The 16,130-nt window shown below is 72.6% G+C and carries 16 protein-coding genes; 6 read left to right on the top strand and 10 right to left on the bottom strand.

What is annotated here, in order from left to right; genetic code table 11:
- Nucleotides 1-76: 76 nt before the first annotated feature.
- Nucleotides 77-919: a PhzF family phenazine biosynthesis protein gene (locus F1721_RS31660; protein WP_150070510.1), complete on the top strand. Its 843-nt coding sequence runs from the start codon at nucleotides 77-79 to the stop codon at nucleotides 917-919.
- A gap of 3 nt (nucleotides 920-922) precedes the next feature.
- On the opposite strand, the gene F1721_RS31665 is transcribed toward F1721_RS31660, so the two are convergent.
- Nucleotides 923-1,402, bottom strand: a complete 480-nt coding sequence (locus F1721_RS31665) for a cupin domain-containing protein (RefSeq protein WP_211840712.1) — start codon at nucleotides 1,400-1,402, stop codon at nucleotides 923-925.
- Between the two features lie 145 nt (nucleotides 1,403-1,547).
- The gene (locus tag F1721_RS31670) at nucleotides 1,548-2,327 is read right to left on the bottom strand and encodes an SDR family NAD(P)-dependent oxidoreductase (RefSeq protein ID WP_150070511.1); all 780 of its coding nucleotides are present in this window, start codon (nucleotides 2,325-2,327) and stop codon (nucleotides 1,548-1,550) included.
- 108 nt (nucleotides 2,328-2,435) lie between these two features.
- Between F1721_RS31670 and F1721_RS31675 the strand changes: the two genes are divergently transcribed.
- The 4 genes from F1721_RS31675 (at nucleotide 2,436) to F1721_RS31690 (ending at nucleotide 5,895) form a co-directional block, all read left to right on the top strand.
- On the top strand, nucleotides 2,436-2,867 hold the full coding sequence (locus F1721_RS31675; RefSeq protein ID WP_150070512.1) for a protein-tyrosine phosphatase family protein: 432 nt from the start codon (nucleotides 2,436-2,438) through the stop codon (nucleotides 2,865-2,867).
- Nucleotides 2,868-2,926: 59 nt separating this feature from the next.
- Complete coding sequence (locus tag F1721_RS31680) at nucleotides 2,927-3,880, top strand: nucleoside hydrolase (protein WP_150070513.1); 954 nt, start codon at nucleotides 2,927-2,929, stop codon at nucleotides 3,878-3,880.
- Between the two features lie 132 nt (nucleotides 3,881-4,012).
- Nucleotides 4,013-4,930 (top strand): lipase family protein, encoded by a 918-nt coding sequence (locus F1721_RS31685; protein ID WP_246155427.1) that lies wholly within the window; start codon nucleotides 4,013-4,015, stop codon nucleotides 4,928-4,930.
- On the top strand, nucleotides 4,894-5,895 hold the full coding sequence (locus tag F1721_RS31690) for an aldo/keto reductase family protein (RefSeq protein WP_150070514.1): 1,002 nt from the start codon (nucleotides 4,894-4,896) through the stop codon (nucleotides 5,893-5,895). The genes F1721_RS31685 and F1721_RS31690 overlap by 37 nt, the downstream gene beginning before the upstream one ends.
- Nucleotides 5,896-5,926: 31 nt before the next feature.
- Here the strand turns inward: F1721_RS31690 and ykgO are convergent, their stop codons facing one another.
- From ykgO to F1721_RS31715, 5 genes are all read right to left on the bottom strand, one after another.
- Nucleotides 5,927-6,049 carry a type B 50S ribosomal protein L36 gene (gene ykgO, locus F1721_RS31695; RefSeq protein WP_150070515.1) on the bottom strand — a complete coding sequence of 41 codons (123 nt, stop codon included), beginning with the start codon at nucleotides 6,047-6,049 and terminating at the stop codon, nucleotides 5,927-5,929.
- Between the two features lie 78 nt (nucleotides 6,050-6,127).
- On the bottom strand, nucleotides 6,128-7,168 hold the full coding sequence (locus F1721_RS31700) for a flavin-containing monooxygenase (protein ID WP_150070516.1): 1,041 nt from the start codon (nucleotides 7,166-7,168) through the stop codon (nucleotides 6,128-6,130).
- A gap of 112 nt (nucleotides 7,169-7,280) precedes the next feature.
- On the bottom strand, nucleotides 7,281-8,471 hold the full coding sequence (locus F1721_RS31705; protein WP_150070517.1) for an RtcB family protein: 1,191 nt from the start codon (nucleotides 8,469-8,471) through the stop codon (nucleotides 7,281-7,283).
- A gap of 117 nt (nucleotides 8,472-8,588) precedes the next feature.
- Nucleotides 8,589-9,554 (bottom strand): asparaginase, encoded by a 966-nt coding sequence (locus F1721_RS31710; RefSeq protein ID WP_150070518.1) that lies wholly within the window; start codon nucleotides 9,552-9,554, stop codon nucleotides 8,589-8,591.
- 52 nt (nucleotides 9,555-9,606) lie between these two features.
- Nucleotides 9,607-10,254 (bottom strand): FadR/GntR family transcriptional regulator, encoded by a 648-nt coding sequence (locus F1721_RS31715; protein ID WP_170301675.1) that lies wholly within the window; start codon nucleotides 10,252-10,254, stop codon nucleotides 9,607-9,609.
- A 228-nt stretch (nucleotides 10,255-10,482) separates the two neighbouring features.
- On the opposite strand from F1721_RS31715, the gene F1721_RS31720 reads away from it, so the two are divergent.
- Nucleotides 10,483-11,283 carry a crotonase/enoyl-CoA hydratase family protein gene (locus F1721_RS31720; protein WP_150070520.1) on the top strand — a complete coding sequence of 267 codons (801 nt, stop codon included), beginning with the start codon at nucleotides 10,483-10,485 and terminating at the stop codon, nucleotides 11,281-11,283.
- A 4-nt stretch (nucleotides 11,284-11,287) separates the two neighbouring features.
- Here F1721_RS31720 and F1721_RS31725 read toward each other — a convergent pair whose 3' ends face one another.
- The 3 genes from F1721_RS31725 to F1721_RS31735 form a co-directional block, all read right to left on the bottom strand.
- Nucleotides 11,288-12,505, bottom strand: coding sequence for a phosphodiester glycosidase family protein (locus tag F1721_RS31725; protein WP_246155428.1), 1,218 nt, complete (start codon nucleotides 12,503-12,505; stop codon nucleotides 11,288-11,290).
- 190 nt (nucleotides 12,506-12,695) lie between these two features.
- Entirely contained in the window at nucleotides 12,696-14,279 is a 1,584-nt protein-coding gene (locus tag F1721_RS31730) for an SMP-30/gluconolactonase/LRE family protein (RefSeq protein WP_150070521.1), read from the bottom strand.
- The gene (locus tag F1721_RS31735; protein ID WP_150070522.1) at nucleotides 14,269-16,080 is read right to left on the bottom strand and encodes a flavin-containing monooxygenase; all 1,812 of its coding nucleotides are present in this window, start codon (nucleotides 16,078-16,080) and stop codon (nucleotides 14,269-14,271) included. The genes F1721_RS31730 and F1721_RS31735 overlap by 11 nt, the downstream gene beginning before the upstream one ends.
- Nucleotides 16,081-16,130: the final 50 nt, after the last annotated feature.

Raw genomic sequence — 16,130 nt, forward strand, 5'->3', positions numbered from 1 at the left:
GGTTTTTCCGCACCGCTGCCATCCGGTCGCGATTGGACCTTGCCCGCCGACCGGGGGCGCTTGCGAGCATGGAGCGGTGACGACATCTGCTCCCCGCCGCTTCGCCCAGGTCGACGTGTTCGGATCGGGCCCCTGCAGCGGCAACGCGCTCGCCGTGGTGCTGGACGCCGAAGGGCTGTCCGACGAGTCGATGCAGCGGTTCGCGCGGTGGACCAACCTCTCCGAGACCACGTTCCTGCTGCCGCCGACCCGGCCGGAGGCCGACTACCGGGTGCGGATCTTCACCGGGTCCGGCGAGCTGCCCTTCGCCGGGCACCCCACGCTCGGCAGCTGCCACGCCTGGCTGTCCCAGCAGCCGAACCAGGTCGGCGCGCGGATCGTCCAGGAGTGCGCGGCCGGTCTCGTCGAGCTGCGCGCGGACAGCGGCCGGTACGCCTTCGCCGCGCCGCCGCTGACCCGCCAGGGGCCGGTGGACGACCAGCTGCGCGCTGAGCTGGCGAGCGGGCTCGGACTGGCACCGGGGCAGCTGCGCGATGCCCACTGGGTGGACAACGGGCCGGGCTGGGTGGCGGTGCTGGTCGACAGCGCGGACACCGTGCTGCAGGTGCCCACCCCGCCCGCGACGCTCCCGCCGCTGGGCGTGGTGGGCCCGCACCCGCCGGGCTCGGCGCACCAGTTCGAGGTCCGGGCGTTCTTCCCCGGCGGCGGCCAGATGATCGAGGACCCGGTCACCGGCAGCCTCAACGCGGGCATCGCGCAGTGGCTCATCGGCACCGGCGCGGCACCCGAGCACTACGTGGCGAGGCAGGGCACCGCGGTCGGCGCGGACGGCCGGGTCTCGGTCGACCGCGACGAGCACGGCGCAATCTGGGTCGGCGGTGCGGCGGTCACCCGCATCCAGGGCGAGGTCCGCCTGTGACGGTCAGCCGCGGGTGAGCTCGTCGATCTCGGCGGCGGCATCCGGCCAGCCGCGCCGGAGCTCGGCGCGGTCGCCGAGGGCGAAACCGTCGAACCGGAACGGCGGTGCGAGGGTCAGGCCCACCAGCGACCACGCGCCGTCCGGGCGAGACCCCTGCCAAGCACCGGCCGGGACCACGGTCTGTAGCACCTGACCGGCGTCGAGGTCGGGCCCCAGCACCACCCGGCGGCTGGAGCCGTCGGCCTCCAGCACCAGCATCCGGGCCGGTGCGCCGCCCTGCCAGTGGTAGACCTCGGGGGTGTCCAGCCGGTGCAGGGCGGAGAAGTCCGGCGCGATCATCAGGTAGATCGCCGAGGACATGTTGCCGTCGGCGTACATCCGCCGCACGTGACCGCCCTCGCCCTCGAGCGGTTCCAGCCCGAGCCGCTCGACCAGGGCCCGCCCGACCGCCGGATCGTCCCCACCGGGAACACCGAGTTGCACTGTTCCGCCTCTCCGCGATTTTCAGTGGTGGTTGCGTTGTGGTGTGATCTTGCGTTTTCGTGGTTTCTTGTGGCTGGGTTGCGTCACGGTCCCCCGAGGTGCGGTTGGGCAGGGGGTCTTTGCTGGTCAGCGGGTTTGTTGCTGGTTACCAGGTGGGGCGGACCGAGGCTCCGCCGTCTACTACCAGCTCTTGGCCGGTTATCCAGCTGGTGGCCGGGCCGCAGAGGAACAGGCACGCGTCTGCGACGTCGGTTGGTTGGCCGAGTCGGTTGATGGGGTTGCCCTGCTGCCATGCCTCCACGCCCTCCGGCCAGTCCGTGCGGATCGTGGGGCGGTCCATCAGGCCGGGGGAGACCAGGTTGACCCGGATACCGTCGCGGGCGTACTCCAGGGCCGCCGCGCGCACCAGCATGCCGACCGCTGCTTTGGACACCGCGTAGTGGGCCGATCCCGGTTTGGGTTGGGTGCCGACGATCGAGCCGATGGCGACCACGGCGCCGCCGCTGTCCTGTTCGGACATCGCTCGGTGGGTTGCCTGCAGGGCGAGGAACGTAGCGTCCACATTGGATTCCTGGACCGCGCGGAAGTCGGCCAGGGACATCTCGGCCAGCGGTTGCAGGGGCTGGATCCCGGCGTTGAGCACCGCGGCGTCGAGCTGGCCGAAGGTCTCCAGCGCTGTTCGCACGACGCGGTCGGCGTCGTCGGGGGAGCGGAGGTCGGCCTGCACGGCCACCGCGCTGCCGCCGGTCGACTCGATGTCGCGCACGACCTCGGCCGCACCGGCCTCGTCGCGGTGGTACTGGACCACCACCCGGGCTCCGGCCTGCGCGAACCGGCGCGCGATGCCGCTGCCGATACCGCCGCTCGCGCCGGTCACCAGCGCGACCTTGCCCGCCAGACCGTCCGCGCCCGGCACCTGGTCCATGCCCGCCATCCCTTCGTCGCCGGATCGTCCGGATCCAGGGTGCCGCACCGCCACTGCCCGCCGCTCAACCGGGTTGGGCGGGAACCCGTCCGCGCGTAGGCTGGCGTCATGATCGAGTTGTGGGACGCGGGTGCGACCGGAGTGCTGCAGCTCCCCTCCGGTCGAACTGTTCGCGGACGAGGGTTGCGCAACCCGCTGCCGGAGGGACCGCGCCCGGACTTCGCCCTGTACCTGCTCGGCAAGCAGCCTCCGCAGACCGAGTGGGCGAGCCGGTGGTTGCGCTGGCCGGACTTCCGGCTGCCCGCCGACCGCGCCGACGCGCGCCGGGCGTTCCGCGAAGCCTGGGAGCGCGCCGAGCACGAGCGGGTCGAGATCGCCTGCGCCGGGGGCCGCGGCCGGACCGGCACCGCGCTGGCCTGCCTGGCCGTCCTCGACGGAGTCCCCGCGGCCGACGCGGTCGCCTACGTCCGCGCCCACTACGACCGCCGCGCGGTCGAAACCCCTTGGCAGAAGCGCTACGTCGCCAAGTTCACCCCGTGACCGCAGGTGTCCCCGACGACATCGCGGAGCTCGCCAGGCGAGCGGAAAGGAAGCCCGGCATGGGTCGCAAGGTCATCCTCGACGTAGACACCGGAACCGATGACGCGGTGGCGATCATGTTCGCCGCCCTGCACCCCGAGCTGGACCTCCTCGGCGTGACCACGGTCAACGGCAACGTCCCGCTGGAGAACACCACGGACAACACGCTGCGCGTGCTGGACTGGATCGGCTGCCCGGACGTCCCGGTGCACCCGGGCGTGCCGCACCCGATCGCCTTGTTCGGCTTCCCCGGGGGCAGGCACTTCGACACCGACGACGAGCACGACCCGCACGGCACCGCGCTGCCGATCCCGGCCCCGCGCACCGCGGCGCGCGACACCGGAGCGGTCGAGTACCTGGTGGAAACCCTGCGCGCGACCACCGAGCCGATCACCCTGGTGCCGGTCGGACCGCTGAGCAACATCGCGACCGCGCTCGCGGTCGACCCGACCGTCGCCGGGGCGGTGGACGAGCTGGTCGTGATGGGCGGCGGCCACACCGTCACCAACGTGACCGCATCCGCCGAGTTCAACATCTGGGCCGACCCGGAAGCGGCGAACGTCGTGCTGTCCGCCGACTTCACCCGCCGCACGCTCGTGACGCTCGACGCGACCCACCGGGCGTTGGTCCCGCAGCGGACCTGCGATGCGCTCGACGCGCTCGGCACCCCGGCGGGGACGGCCGCGGCGCGGTTCATCGCGCGCCGGATCGGGGCCTACGAGCAGACCGCGGTCGGCGCCGCACCGGTGCACGACGTGGTGTGCACCGCCTACCTCGTCGCACCCGAGGTGATCTCCACCCAGCACCTGCCCGTCGTGGTCGAGACCGCGAGCCCGCTCACGGTGGGGCGCACCGTCATCGACACGCGGCCGCACGCGAAGGCCGAACCCAACGCGCACGTCGCCCTCGACGCGGACGCGCAGCTGCTCAACGATCTCCTGCTCGCCACCTTCGCCCGCGAAGCCGCCTCCTGACCTCGCGGACGGGTGGTCCGCGACATTCCTTCCGGTGACCGGCCGGACGTCGAGCGGTTCTCCTTGCCATAGTCGCGAAAGGCGCCCCGGCGCTGGGGCGCTGATCCCACGACCTGCTCGGGAGGGCCCACGATGCCGGTGTCCGCGTTCGACCACACCGTGACCGACTACCAGCTGCCGCACGCGTACTGGCTGGCCAGGGCGGCCAAGCTCGCCTACTCCGACGAACCGACGATCCGCAAGACCGCCGAGGACTGGGGCTTCGACCAGTTCGAGTACTTCCACGCCGAGCTCGACGCCTCGTTCCCCATCGAGGACACCCAGGGGTTCGCGGCGGGCAGCGACCGGATGATCGTGGTGGCCTTCCGCGGCACCGAACCGGCGAAGATCAAGGACTGGCTGTCCGACGCCAACGCGCTGATCGCCCCGGGACCGGCCGGAAAGGGCTTGGTGCACCAGGGGTTCAGCCGGGCGCTCGACTCGGTCTACCCGCAGGTGCGCGAGGCGGTGGAGCGGTTCCGGGGCCGCGAGCAGACGCTGTGGTTCACCGGCCACAGCCTCGGCGGAGCGCTGGCCATGCTCGCCTCCGCGCGGATGTACTTCGAGGACCCCGAGCTGCTGCCCGACGGCGTGTACACCTTCGGCCAGCCGCGCACCTGCGACCGGTTCCTGGCCGAGCCGTACAACGAGGCGTTCACCGCCAAGGTGTTCCGGTTCGTCAACAACAACGACGTGGTCGCCCCAGCTCCCGCCCGAACCGTTCCACCACGTGGAGGACATCCGCTACTTCGACGCCGACGGGAACCTGCGGGAGAAGATGACCGTCCTCGGCGGCGCCGCCGACCGCGTCAAGGGGTTCACCAGCGACCCGTTCGCCCCCGCCGCCGACGGCATCCGCGACCACGCGGTGGACCGCTACGTCCAGCTGATGGAGAAGAGCATCTCCTGAGCCGCGCAGACCTCCCCCGCGGGCCATACTCCACCTGGAGTTCGTCGAGGAGCCGGGAGCAGCCATGGAATTCCGCCACCTGGGCCGCAGCGGGCTGGTGATCAGCGAGATCGCATACGGGAACTGGTTGACCCACGGTTCCCAGGTCGAGGAGGAGGCCGCGGCGGCGTGCATCCGCGCCGCGCTGGACGCCGGGATCACCACGTTCGACACCGCCGACGTCTACGCCGAGGGGCGGGCCGAGGAGGTCCTCGGGCGGGCGCTGCGGGGCGAGCGCCGGGCGGGGCTGGAGATCTGCACCAAGGTCTACTTCCCGGTCGGGCCGGGGCGCAACGACCGCGGGCTCTCCCGCAAGCACATCGCCGAATCCATCGACGGCTCCTTGCGGCGGCTGCAGACCGACTACATCGACCTCTACCAGGCGCACCGCTACGACCCGGAGACGCCGCTGGAGGAGACCATGACGGCGTTCGCCGACGTGGTCCGGGCGGGCAAGGCGCTCTACATCGGGGTGTCGGAGTGGACCGCCGAGCAGATCCGCGCCGCGCACGGGCTCGCCCGCGAGCTGCGGATCCCGCTGGTGTCGAACCAGCCGCAGTACTCGATGCTCTGGCGGGTCATCGAGGACGAGGTGGTGCCCACCAGCGCGGAGCTCGGGATCGGGCAGATCGTGTGGTCCCCGATCGCGCAAGGCGTGCTCACCGGGAAGTACCGGCCGGGAACGCCGCCGCCCGCGGGCAGCAGGGCCACCGACGAGACCGGCGCGAACTTCGTCGCCCGCTGGCTGCGCGAGGACGTCCTGGCCCGCGTCGAGCAGCTCCGGCCGCTGGCCGAGCAGGCGGGGCTCTCGCCCGCGCAGCTGGCGGTGGCGTGGGTGCTGCAGAACCCCGGCGTCTCCGCGGCCATCATGGGCGCTTCCCGCCCGGAGCAGGTCGTGGAGAACGCCAAGGCGGCCGGGGCGCGGCTCGACGCCGACCTGCTGGCCGCGATCGACGAGGTGCTGGACCCGGTCGTCGTCCGGGACCCGGCGCTGACCAAGGCCAACGCGCCGAAGGCCCGGAAGTAGTGCGGCGGCGCACCCGGCGCCGCCGCACGGCTCAGCCCTGGCGGGCCTTCCAGCGCGGGTTCCGCTTGTTCACGACGTAGATCTTGCCCCTGCGGCGGACCACCTGGGAGCCCTCCTTGTTCTTCAGGGACTTGATCGATGCTCGGACCTTCACGTGCGTTCCTTCCCGGGCCCGATGGCGGTGGGCCCGGGACCGAGCATAGACGGGAACGATAATCATTATCAATTAGGGTCACCGGCGTCGAGCGGTGAGCCTGCGCGCGACGTGGCGGGCGTCGCGGCCCGCGCCGTGCATGGTGCCGGACAGGATGGTCCGCTGGTGCTCCAGGCCGACGAAGGTCAAACCCGGGTGGGTGCGGGAGATCCCGTTGCGCTGCCTGGGCCTGCCCGCCTCGTCCAGGGCGCCCAGCGGGCGCAGGTAGTCCAGCGCCGGTCGGTACCCGGTCGCCAGGACGACGGTGTCGACGTGCTCGGTCGTGCCGTCGGGCCAGCGCAGCGAGGTGCCGTCCGCGGCGGTGAACATGTCCCGGCGGTCCGGTTCGCCCGCGTCGATCGCCTCCTTGTAGCCCGCGATGTCGACCACCGGGATCGCCCCGTGGCCGAGCAGCGGCCCGAGCGGGAGTCGCGCCGCGGCTGAGAGTGCCGACCAGAAGCGGGAATCGCCGGGGATCGGCTGGTTCGTGGCGTACTGGATCGGCTTGCGGGTGGCCAGCGTGACCTCGGCGCGCTCGGCCAGCTCCACGGCGATCTGCACCGCCGAGTTGCCCGCCCCCACCACGACGACGCGCTGACCGGCGAACTGCTGCGGCGAGCGGTAGTCGGCGGCGTGCCGAACCGCACCGGTGTAGCCCGCGAGCGCGGGAAGCTCCGGCCGGTGCGGGTTGGCGAACACGCCGGTGGCCGCCACGACCGACGTGCCGGTCAGCTCCGCGCCGTGCTCGGTGCGCACCAGGAAACCGCCCGCATCGCGGGTGACCGAGGTGACCCGGTGGCCGGTGCGGATCTCGCAGTCCAGGCGCTCGGCGCAGCCGCGCAGGTAGTCGGCGACCTCCGCGCGGGTGGGGTAGCGGTTCGGGTCGCCGGGCATAGCCGCGCCCGGCAGCGCGTTGAACCAGGCCGGGGTGAACAGCTTCAGGCTGTCGTAGTAGTGCGGCCAGGAGCCGGTCGCCTCCGCACCCGCCTCCAGCACCAGCGGCCGCGCCCCGAGCTCCAGCAGGGCCTTGGCCGCGGCGATCCCGGACTGCCCGCCGCCGATCACGATCACTCTCGGCACGACGTGGAATTCTGGGCAAGCCGAACCAATCGGGCAAACGAATTCTCGCCGCAGGTGCCCGGACGCGCGGCTGCGCCGCGGCCGATGGCCACGGCGCAGCCGCCACCGGTGATCAGCCCTTGACGCAGATGACCTGCTTCAGGTGCGTGACGACCTCGACCAGGTCGGTCTGGGCCGCGATCACCGACTCGATGTCCTTGTACGCCGCCGGGATCTCGTCGACGACCCCGCCGTCCTTGCGGCACTCCACGCCCGCGGTCTGCGCCGCCAGGTCCGCCTCGGTGAAGGTCTTGCGGGCCTTCGTCCGCGACATCCGCCGCCCCGCACCGTGCGAGGCCGATTCGAAGGACCGGGGGTTGCCCAGACCGCGCACGACGTAGGAGCCGGTGCCCATGCTGCCCGGGATGATGCCCAGGTCGCCCGACCCGGCGCGGATCGCGCCCTTGCGGGTCACCAGCACCTCGACCCCGTCGTGGACCTCCTCCGCCACGTAGTTGTGGTGGCAGCTGATGGGCGTGTCGAAGCGGGTTCCGGGCACCGTGTCGGCCAGCGCCAGCTGGACCAGGGACAGCATCGTCGCGCGGTTGCGCGCCGCGTAGTCCTGCGCCCAGAACAGGTCGCGCCGGTAGGCCTGCATCTCCGGCGTTCCGGCCACGAACACCGCGAGGTCGGGGTCCGGCAGGTCGGCGTTGTGCGGCAGCTTCCGGGCGATGTCGATGTGCCGCTTGGCCAGCTCGTTGCCGATGCCCCGGGAACCGGAGTGCAGCATCAGCCACACGCGGTCGGCGTCCGGGCCGCCCTGCTCCAGGCAGACCTCGATGAAGTGGTTGCCGCCGCCGAGAGTGCCCAGCTGCGCCCGCGCCCGGTCCCGCAGGTTCTGCACCCCCGGGTGCAGGTCCCCGAAACCGGACCAGAACTGCTGCCAGCCACCGGTGCCCGGCACCCGGGCCGGGTTGACCGGGGTGCGGTGCACGGCGAAGCCGACCGGCACGGCGGACTCGATCCGCCGCCGCAGCACGCCCAGGTCGTCCGGCAGGTCGGTCGCGGTCAGCGAGGTGCGCACCGCGCTCATCCCGCACCCGATGTCCACGCCCACCGCGGCCGGGGACACCGCATCGCGCATCGCGATGACGCTGCCGACCGTGGCACCCTTGCCGTAGTGCACGTCGGGCATCACGGCCAGTCCCTGCACCCACGGCAGGTTCGCGACGTTGTGCAGTTGGCGCATCGCGGCGTCCTCAACGGACTGCGGATCCGCCCACATCCGGATCGGCACCCTGGCGCCGTCGACTGCCGTGTGCATGGTCTTCCTTCCCTCGTTGCCCTGCGACCCGACGATGATCGCGCGCTTCTCCGCGCGATGCCACCGAATTAACGATGACCGGCCGACGCGCCAGGCCGTCCGATGTGGACTGCGGGGTCAGGCGGCGCGCTGCCGGGGCGCCAGCTCGGCGGCCACGGCGAGCCGCGGGTCGGCGAACGGTTCGAGGGCTTCCGGCGCGACTCCGGCGCGGGCCAGGGCTGCCAGCGCGACCGGGAGCCGGGCGCGGTCGGCGCCGTCGGCGATCTTCGCGGCGATCGCGGTCCCGTCGGGCAGGGCGGCGATCTGCACCGCTTCGAAGCCGTCCTTGGCGATCAGCCCCGGCACCGCCTTCATCAGCGCGGTGGCGTCGCGGCGGGTTCCGGCGACCATCTCCGGGTGCGTGCGGATCGCTTGCGCGACAACGCTTTCCGGCGAACCCTGCGGCGCGCTGGCGATCCGCCCGGCCGCTGCGGCGAGGCCGCGCAGCGAGACCGCGAACAGCGGTGCGCCGCAGCCGTCCGCGGCCACGCGGGCGATCCGCTGCCCGGTGAGCTCCTCGACGGTCGCCGCGATCTCGCGCTGGAGCGGATGGGCCGGGTCCAGGTAGTCCTCGGTCGACCAGCCGTTCTCGCGCGCGGTCCACAGCATCGACGCGTGCTTGCCGGAGCAGTTGTGCGCCAGCTTGCGCGCCGGTCGGCCCGCCGCGATCCAGCGGTCCCGCTCGACCGGGTCGAACGGCAGGTCCGCCGGGTTGCCGAGGTCGTCCTCGGTGGACCCGCTCGCGGCCAGCACGCGCTGGGCCCCGTCGAGGTGGATCTGCTCGCCGGAGTGGCTAGCGGCGGTCAGCGCCAGCAGTTCGGGCGGCAGCGACAGGCCGAGCCGGGTCATGGCCACCGCCTGCATCGGCTTGGCCGCCGAGCGCGGGTAGCAGGCGGTGTCGACGTCACCGGCCTGGAACAGCGTCGAGCCGTCCGGGCCCAGCACCACGACCGAGCCGTGGTGCACGCTCTCCACCATGCCGTCGCGCAGGACGTGCACCAGCGGGGCGTGCGCGGGCACCCCGACCGGGGGAGCGGGGTTCATATCTCGGGATCCTCCTCGGAAACCGTGGTCGGAACTCTGTTCGCGCCCCGGGTCAGCGGGGGCGTCCGACGATGTCGCTGAGCGCGTGCTCGACGTTGGCCAGGTGGTGGGCCATCGCCTCGGTCGCGGCGTCCTGCTGCCCGCCGGCGATGGCGTCGACGAGCCTGCGGTGCTCGGCGTCGGACTCCGCGCGGCGGTCGCCGCGCTGGTTCAGGAACGCCGACTGCCTGGCCAGGGCGTCCCGGATCTCCTCGATGACCTTGCCGAACACCGGGTTGCCCGAGGCCTGGGCGACGGTGATGTGGAACAGCGAGTCCAGCGCGACCCAGGCGGTGTCGTCGGTCTCGCGGGCCATCCGCTCCAGCAGGTCGGTGAGCAGCCCGAGGTCGTCGGCGGTGTGCCGCAGCGCGGCGTACCCGGCGGCCGGGATCTCGACGTGGCGGCGCACCTCGAGCAGGTCCCGCGCCGAGTAGGAGCCGAACCGCGGGTTGTCGACGGGTTCGTCGGCGACGACGAAGGTGCCCTTGCCGGTCCGCGACACGGTGAGCCCGAGGGCCTGCAGGCCGCGCAGCGCCTCGCGCACCACCGACCGGCTGACCTCGAACTCCTTGCCGAGGGCGGCTTCGGAGGGCAGCTTGGCGCCGACCGCGTACTCACCGCGCGCGATGGCGTCGCGGAGGTGGGCGAGCACAGCTTCCATCGCGCTGACCCGCTGGACCCCGGGCCCAGCTGTCCGGCTGTCAGACAGGTTCACGCCATGAAGCGTGAATCGAACACGTTCCGTTGTCAACTCCGCGACGGCGCTACAGCGGAAGGGCGACGCAGAACACGTCGCGGTGACCGCGCGTCGTTGATCGGGGCCGCTGGTCGGAGATGTTACCGACCAGTAGGATTCGGGTGGTCCCCCGCTGAACCCGAGGAGTCGCAGATGCCGGATCGCGTGTCGGTCGAGATCGACGGGCCGCTGGCCCACGTCACCATGACCAGGGAGGACCGGCTCAACGGGCTCGACCTGGCCATGCTGCGCGGGCTCATCGACGCCGCCGCGCAGGTGCGCGCCGACCGATCGGTGCGCGCGGTCGTCCTCAGCGGTGCCGGGCGCTCGTTCTCGGCCGGGCTCGACTTCGCCTCGGTGGGCGAGAAGCAGGGCCAGATGATGCTCAACTTCCTCCGGCCCCCGTGGCGCTCCACCAACCTCTACCAGGAGGCGTGCTGGGCCTGGCGGCGGCTGCCGGTCCCGGTCCTGGCGGTGATCCGCGGGCACTGCTTCGGCGGGGCGCTCCAGCTCGCCCTGGGTGCCGACTTCCGGTTCGCCGCGCCGGACGCCCAGTTCTCCGTGATGGAGGCGAAGTGGGGGCTGGTGCCGGACATGAGCGGTACCGCGACGCTGCGCGAACTGCTGCCGATGGACGTCGCCAAGCGCCTGGCCATGACCGCGGAGGTCTTCGACGGGGCCAAGGCGGGCGAGCTCGGGCTGGTCACCGAGGTCGACGACGATCCGCACGCGGCGGCGCTGAAGCTCGCCGAGCAGCTCGCGACCCGCTCCCCGGACGCGGTGGCCGCGACCAAGCGCCTGTTCCAGCGCGCCTGGCACGTCTCCCCGTGGCAGGCGTTCCGCCTGGAGAGCGCCTACCAGCTCCGGCTCCTGCTCGGCGCCAACCACAAGATCGCTCGCAAGGCCAACGGGGCCAAGAAGGCCGCCGAGTACGTCAACCGCACGTTCCGCTAGGCGATCAGCGGGAGAAGATGCCCACTCCGTTGGCGACCGGCCGCAGGACGCCGTCGGAGGGCACGTTCCGCACCGTCGCCAGGTCTTGGCCCGGTTCGCGCACCGCCACGGTCGAGGAGCCGCCGCCGTCGAGGTTCATCCCGTCGACCGCGCCGAAGGAGCGCAGGAGGTCGGCCGTCTCGCGCACGCTCAGGCCGGTGCTGGCCGCCGACCGCCCGTCCACGACCAGCAGGTACGCCGTCCGGCCGTCCGCGCTGACCCCGGCCGCCGTGCGCGGGGCCAGCTCGCCGGTGTCGAGCCCGGGCAGCGGGCGCCCGTCGCGCAGGATCGGGAAGCCGCCGACGGCGAAGTCCAGCGGGCCGTCCGCCGCCGACAGGTGGGTCTCGACCACGACGCGATCACCGACCTCGAGCTTCTCCAGCTCGGCCGCACCGCCCTCGCGGCCCACCAGCACCACGGTCCCGGTCGGGATGTCCCCGGCGCCGGGGCGGTCCTGCGCGGCGGTCACCACGCCGTCGCGGACCACGACCTCCTCGGTCTGCTCGCTGCACGGCGCCGAGCGGTCGTCGTCGGTCCCGCACACCGCCCGCGCGCGCGAGACCTCGCCCCAGTCGGCGTTGTAGACGCCGATGCCGTCCACCGGCAGCGCGTACTGGTTCAGCCCGGAGATCTCGGCGGTCCGGCCGCCGCTGCGGAGCATCCCGTCGAGTTCGAGGCTGGACACCCGCGCCCGCCGGTCGACGCCGACGCCGAAGACGTCCTCGGTGGACGTTCCGGCGGGCAGCGCGGGGCCGAAGCGCTGGCCGTCGGGCACCGCCGCCTTGAGGTCGTGGCCGTCGGCGATCGCCGGTCCCACCGAGGACCCGGTGGCCGGGACGCCCTCGTGCTCCTCGCTGATGTGGAAGAAGTCCCCGTTGACCCCGGCGATCGCGCCCCGGGCGTTGGTCATGTCCGGGATCTCGTCGCGCGCGGCGACCTCGCCGGGGTGCAGCAGGTCGAGCTCGACGCTCGGCACGCGCAGATCGGCGGTGAGCAGGTAACCGACCACCGGACCGTGCGCTGTGGACATCTCGAAGGACCGGTAGGTCACCCCGGGCGCCAGCTGCGTGTCGGTGCGCAGCGATTCGGCAGCCGTGGCCGCCGGTGCGGACAGCAGCAGCGCTCCGACCGCGACCGCAGTGCTCAGCGCCCTCCGGCGCCCAAGCTCGGCAAGGGGCATCATCGACCGCCTTCCTCGGAAATCCGGCACGCCCGGTTTCGATCACCGAATCATCCGGCGGTGAACGACCGGTGTGCTAGATCCGAACTGTGCCTGCCGACGAGGCGGCGATCGGTGCGGAAGTCGCAGCAGCACTGGGCCGAACGACGCAGCATCCCCCGAAAGGCGGACCAGAGCGGGTGTTTCGCCGACCTCAGCGGCGAAGGCGCAGCACGCTGCCCTCGCCGTTGGCCGAGACGTAGAGCGAACCGTCGGCTCCGGCGGCCACACCCGCGAACGGCACCGGCACGCCGGGCAGCCCGCAGTTGAACAGCTCGGGCTGCGGACGTGCCGTGCCCGGCGGCAGGCCGACGGCGAGGTCCTGCGCCTCGACGCGCTGTTCGCCGGTCGCCGGGTCGATCGCGAGCAACCTGCGCCGACCGGTTTCGACGACGAACAACTCCTCGCCGAGCGCGGCGATCCCCTGCGGCGCGTCGAGACCCTCGGCCACGACTGCGATTCCGCCGCCACCGATCAGCGCGACGGTGCCGCGCCGCTCGTCGGTCACGAAGCAGCGGTCCTGCTCGTCGACGGCGACGTCGACCGGGGAGTCGAAGCCCTCGGCCAGGACGGTCAGGACGTCGTCCTCGGAGAGGGCGACCACGCGCCCGGCGCCGGTCTCGGCCACCACGAGACTGCCGTCCGCGCGTGCGGCGACACCGGTCGGCCGCGACAGATCCCGGGCGCGCGTCGTGAGCTCCCGGTCGTCCGGTTCGTAGCTGCGCACCTCGCCGAACTGCGAGGTGACGTGCACCCGCCCGCGGTCGTCGGCGGCGACGCCGTGGCTGAACACGAGCAGCTCGCGCGTGCTGACCTCGCCGTCGTCCAGGCTGGCCAACCGGTAGTTGTCGCCGGTGAACACGGTGCCGGAGCGGTGCACCGCCACCCCGAACGGGCCGACGAGCCCGGTCGGCACCACCTCGCGCGCCCTGCCGTCCGGCGCGAGCTCGGCGATCCCGCCCGTCGCGAAGCTGGACACGAACATGCGGTTCTCGGCGTCGAACGCGGCGTTGTCCATTCCGGACACCTCGCCCGGCACGACCGCGCGGTCGCCCGTGCCGAACAGGTCGATCCGGGTGACGATGCCCTCCTCGCCGCGCGACAGCACGGTGAGCACCCCGCCCCGGTCGAACCGGACCGCCACCGGCGCGTGCACGTCCTCGGCGACCAGCTCCGGCTCGCCACCGCCCAGCGGCACGCGGTGGACCTCGCCGGTGAGCATGTGCGGGTAGTACAGGCAGCCGTCCGGGCCGAGCTGCATCGCGTTGCCCATCGCCAGCCCGTCGGCGAGCACCACCGGCTCGGCGCCGGGCGTCACCTCGAGCACGCGACCGCCCGGCCGCATCTCGTTGACGAACACGCGATCACCGACGCACGCGATGCCGTTCGGCACCGCGACCTCGTCGGTGACCAGCGTGAACGCGCCGTCCGGCGCGCGCCGCCACACCCGGCCGGGGGTGAGGTCGGTGATGTACATCGACCCGTCGGCGCCGAAGGCGAGGTCGTCGGGCGACTGGACCGGGCCGTCCAGGTCCACCACCACCTCGACGTCCCCGGACCCGAGGTCCACGGCGCTGATGCGCCCGGCCACGTACTGCGCGACGTAGAGCCGCCCGTCCGGCCCGAACGCGATGCCGTTGGAACCCCACAGCGGATTGGCCCCGGTGAGCCGCTCGATCCGCCACCGCTCGCTGCTCGGCCGCCCGGCAGCTCCGTACCGCCCCGGTTCAGCGCGCATCGCCGAGCACCTCGTTGATCCCCCCGCCCTCGCGCCATTCGCGCAGCAGCCGGTGAAAGGCCGCCGGGCCGAGTCCGTAGGTCTGGCGGGGGCCGCGCGCGGCGCCCTCGTTGTTGTAGTAGCCGGGAGTGCACTCGGCCGCGAAGCGCTCCTGGTCCGGCGAGGTGGCCCGGATCGTCTCCACCCAGGCGGTCTCGGCCTCCCGGGTCGGCTCGATGTGCTTGACCCCGCGCTTGCGTGCCTCGGCGACGACCGCGCCGACGTGGATCGCCTGCTCGTCCAGCACGTGCACGAAGTTCACCGACGGGGCGTTCTGCAGCGGGCCCAGGTGGAACAGGTTCGGGAAGCCGTTGCTGCAGAAGCCGTGCAGCGTGCGCACGCCCTCGGTCGCCCACGACTGCAGGAGCCCGATCCCGTCCCTGCCGTGCACGGGCAGCCGCCCGGTCATCGCGTCGGACCTCCCGACCTCGAACCCGGTGGCGAAGATGATGCAGTCCACCTCGTACTCCGCGCCGCCGACCACGATCGCGCGTTCGGTGATGCGCTCGACGCCGCCGTGGTCGGCGGTGTCGACGAGGGTGACGTTGGGGCGGTTGAAGGTCTGCAGGTACTCGTCGCTGAAGGTCGGGCGCTTGCAGCCGTAGCGGTACCAGGGCTTGAGCAGCTCCGCGGTCGCCGGGTCCTCGACGATCTCGTCGACGCGGGCGCGCAGCTGGTTCATCTTCTGGAAGTCGAGGATCTCCTCGATGCGCTCCCACTCGTCGCGCGGGAGGTGCGAGCGGGCGTCGGTGGCGATGATCTTGCCCAGCACGTGCCCGCTGGCCGTCCAGGCGTCGGACACCAGGTCCTCGGCCACCTCGTGCCCGGTGACCGCGGCCTGGAAGTTCTCCCGGCGCCGGGCGTGCCAGCCGGGTTCGAGCGAGGCCGCCCAGGCCGGGTCGGTGCGCCGGTTGCCGCGCACGTCCACCGACGACGGCGTGCGCTGGAAGACGTAGAGGTGCTCGGCGTCGCGGCCCACGTGCGGGACGATCTGGACGGCCGTGGCGCCGGTGCCGATCACCGCGACCCGCTTGTCGGCCAGGCCGGTGAGGCCGCCGTCCGGGCCGCCGCCGGTGTAGCGGTAGTCCCAGCGGCTGGTGTGGAAGGTGTGCCCGGTGAAGGTCTCGATGCCGGGGATGCCGGGCAGCTTGGGGTGGTCGAGGGTCCCGTTGGAGATGACCACGTACGTCGCGCGCACCTCGTCGTCGCGGTCGGTGCGCACCACCCACTCGTCGTCGTCCCAGCGCAGCTCGCGCACCGCGGTCTGGAAGCAGGCGTCGCGGTAGAGGTCGAAGGTGCGGCCGATGGCCATCGCGTGCTGGCGGATCTCCTCGCCCGGCGAGTACTTCCACTCCGGGACGGTGCCCACCTCCTCCAGCAGCGGGAGGTAGACGTAGGACTCGATGTCGCAGTGGATGCCCGGGTAGCGGTTCCAGTACCAGGTGCCGCCGAAGTCACCGCCCTTCTCGATGATCCGGATCCGCTCCAGCCCCGCCTGGCGCAGCCGCGCCCCGGCCAGCAGGCCGCCGAAGCCGCCGCCGACCACCACGGCGTCCACCCGGTCCCGGATCGGGTCCCTGGTGAACCCCGGTTCGACGTAGGGGTCCTCGGCGTAGTAGCCGAACCGGCCCTCGGCGCGCTGGTACTGCCGACTGCCGTCGGGGCGGACCCGGCGCTGGCGTTCCGCGCGGTAGCGCTCGCGCAGGGCATCGGGGTCGAAGTCGAGTTCGGCGGGGAGTTGCGGCGGGGGGAGCGTCGACATGCTGGCCCTTCTCACGGCGGCGATCGGCCCGATTAAATCAGGTGACTGAC

The sequence above is a fragment of the Saccharopolyspora hirsuta genome (assembly GCF_008630535.1).
Lineage (GTDB): Bacteria > Actinomycetota > Actinomycetes > Mycobacteriales > Pseudonocardiaceae > Saccharopolyspora > Saccharopolyspora hirsuta.

What these genes read in the sequence shown, in the direction of transcription:
- F1721_RS31670 (WP_150070511.1), bottom strand. Translation starts at nt 2,327, where the DNA reads ATGGACCAGGTGCCGGGCGCGGACGGTCTGGCGGGCAAGGTCGCGCTG.
- F1721_RS31675 (WP_150070512.1), top strand. Translation starts at nt 2,436, where the DNA reads ATGATCGAGTTGTGGGACGCGGGTGCGACCGGAGTGCTGCAGCTCCCC.
- F1721_RS31680 (WP_150070513.1), top strand. Translation starts at nt 2,927, where the DNA reads ATGGGTCGCAAGGTCATCCTCGACGTAGACACCGGAACCGATGACGCG.
- F1721_RS31685 (WP_246155427.1), top strand. Translation starts at nt 4,013, where the DNA reads ATGCCGGTGTCCGCGTTCGACCACACCGTGACCGACTACCAGCTGCCG.
- F1721_RS31690 (WP_150070514.1), top strand. Translation starts at nt 4,894, where the DNA reads ATGGAATTCCGCCACCTGGGCCGCAGCGGGCTGGTGATCAGCGAGATC.
- F1721_RS31705 (WP_150070517.1), bottom strand. Translation starts at nt 8,471, where the DNA reads ATGCACACGGCAGTCGACGGCGCCAGGGTGCCGATCCGGATGTGGGCG.
- F1721_RS31710 (WP_150070518.1), bottom strand. Translation starts at nt 9,554, where the DNA reads ATGAACCCCGCTCCCCCGGTCGGGGTGCCCGCGCACGCCCCGCTGGTG.
- F1721_RS31715 (WP_170301675.1), bottom strand. Translation starts at nt 10,254, where the DNA reads ATGGAAGCTGTGCTCGCCCACCTCCGCGACGCCATCGCGCGCGGTGAG.
- F1721_RS31720 (WP_150070520.1), top strand. Translation starts at nt 10,483, where the DNA reads ATGCCGGATCGCGTGTCGGTCGAGATCGACGGGCCGCTGGCCCACGTC.
- F1721_RS31725 (WP_246155428.1), bottom strand. Translation starts at nt 12,505, where the DNA reads ATGATGCCCCTTGCCGAGCTTGGGCGCCGGAGGGCGCTGAGCACTGCG.
- F1721_RS31730 (WP_150070521.1), bottom strand. Translation starts at nt 14,279, where the DNA reads ATGCGCGCTGAACCGGGGCGGTACGGAGCTGCCGGGCGGCCGAGCAGC.
- F1721_RS31735 (WP_150070522.1), bottom strand. Translation starts at nt 16,080, where the DNA reads ATGTCGACGCTCCCCCCGCCGCAACTCCCCGCCGAACTCGACTTCGAC.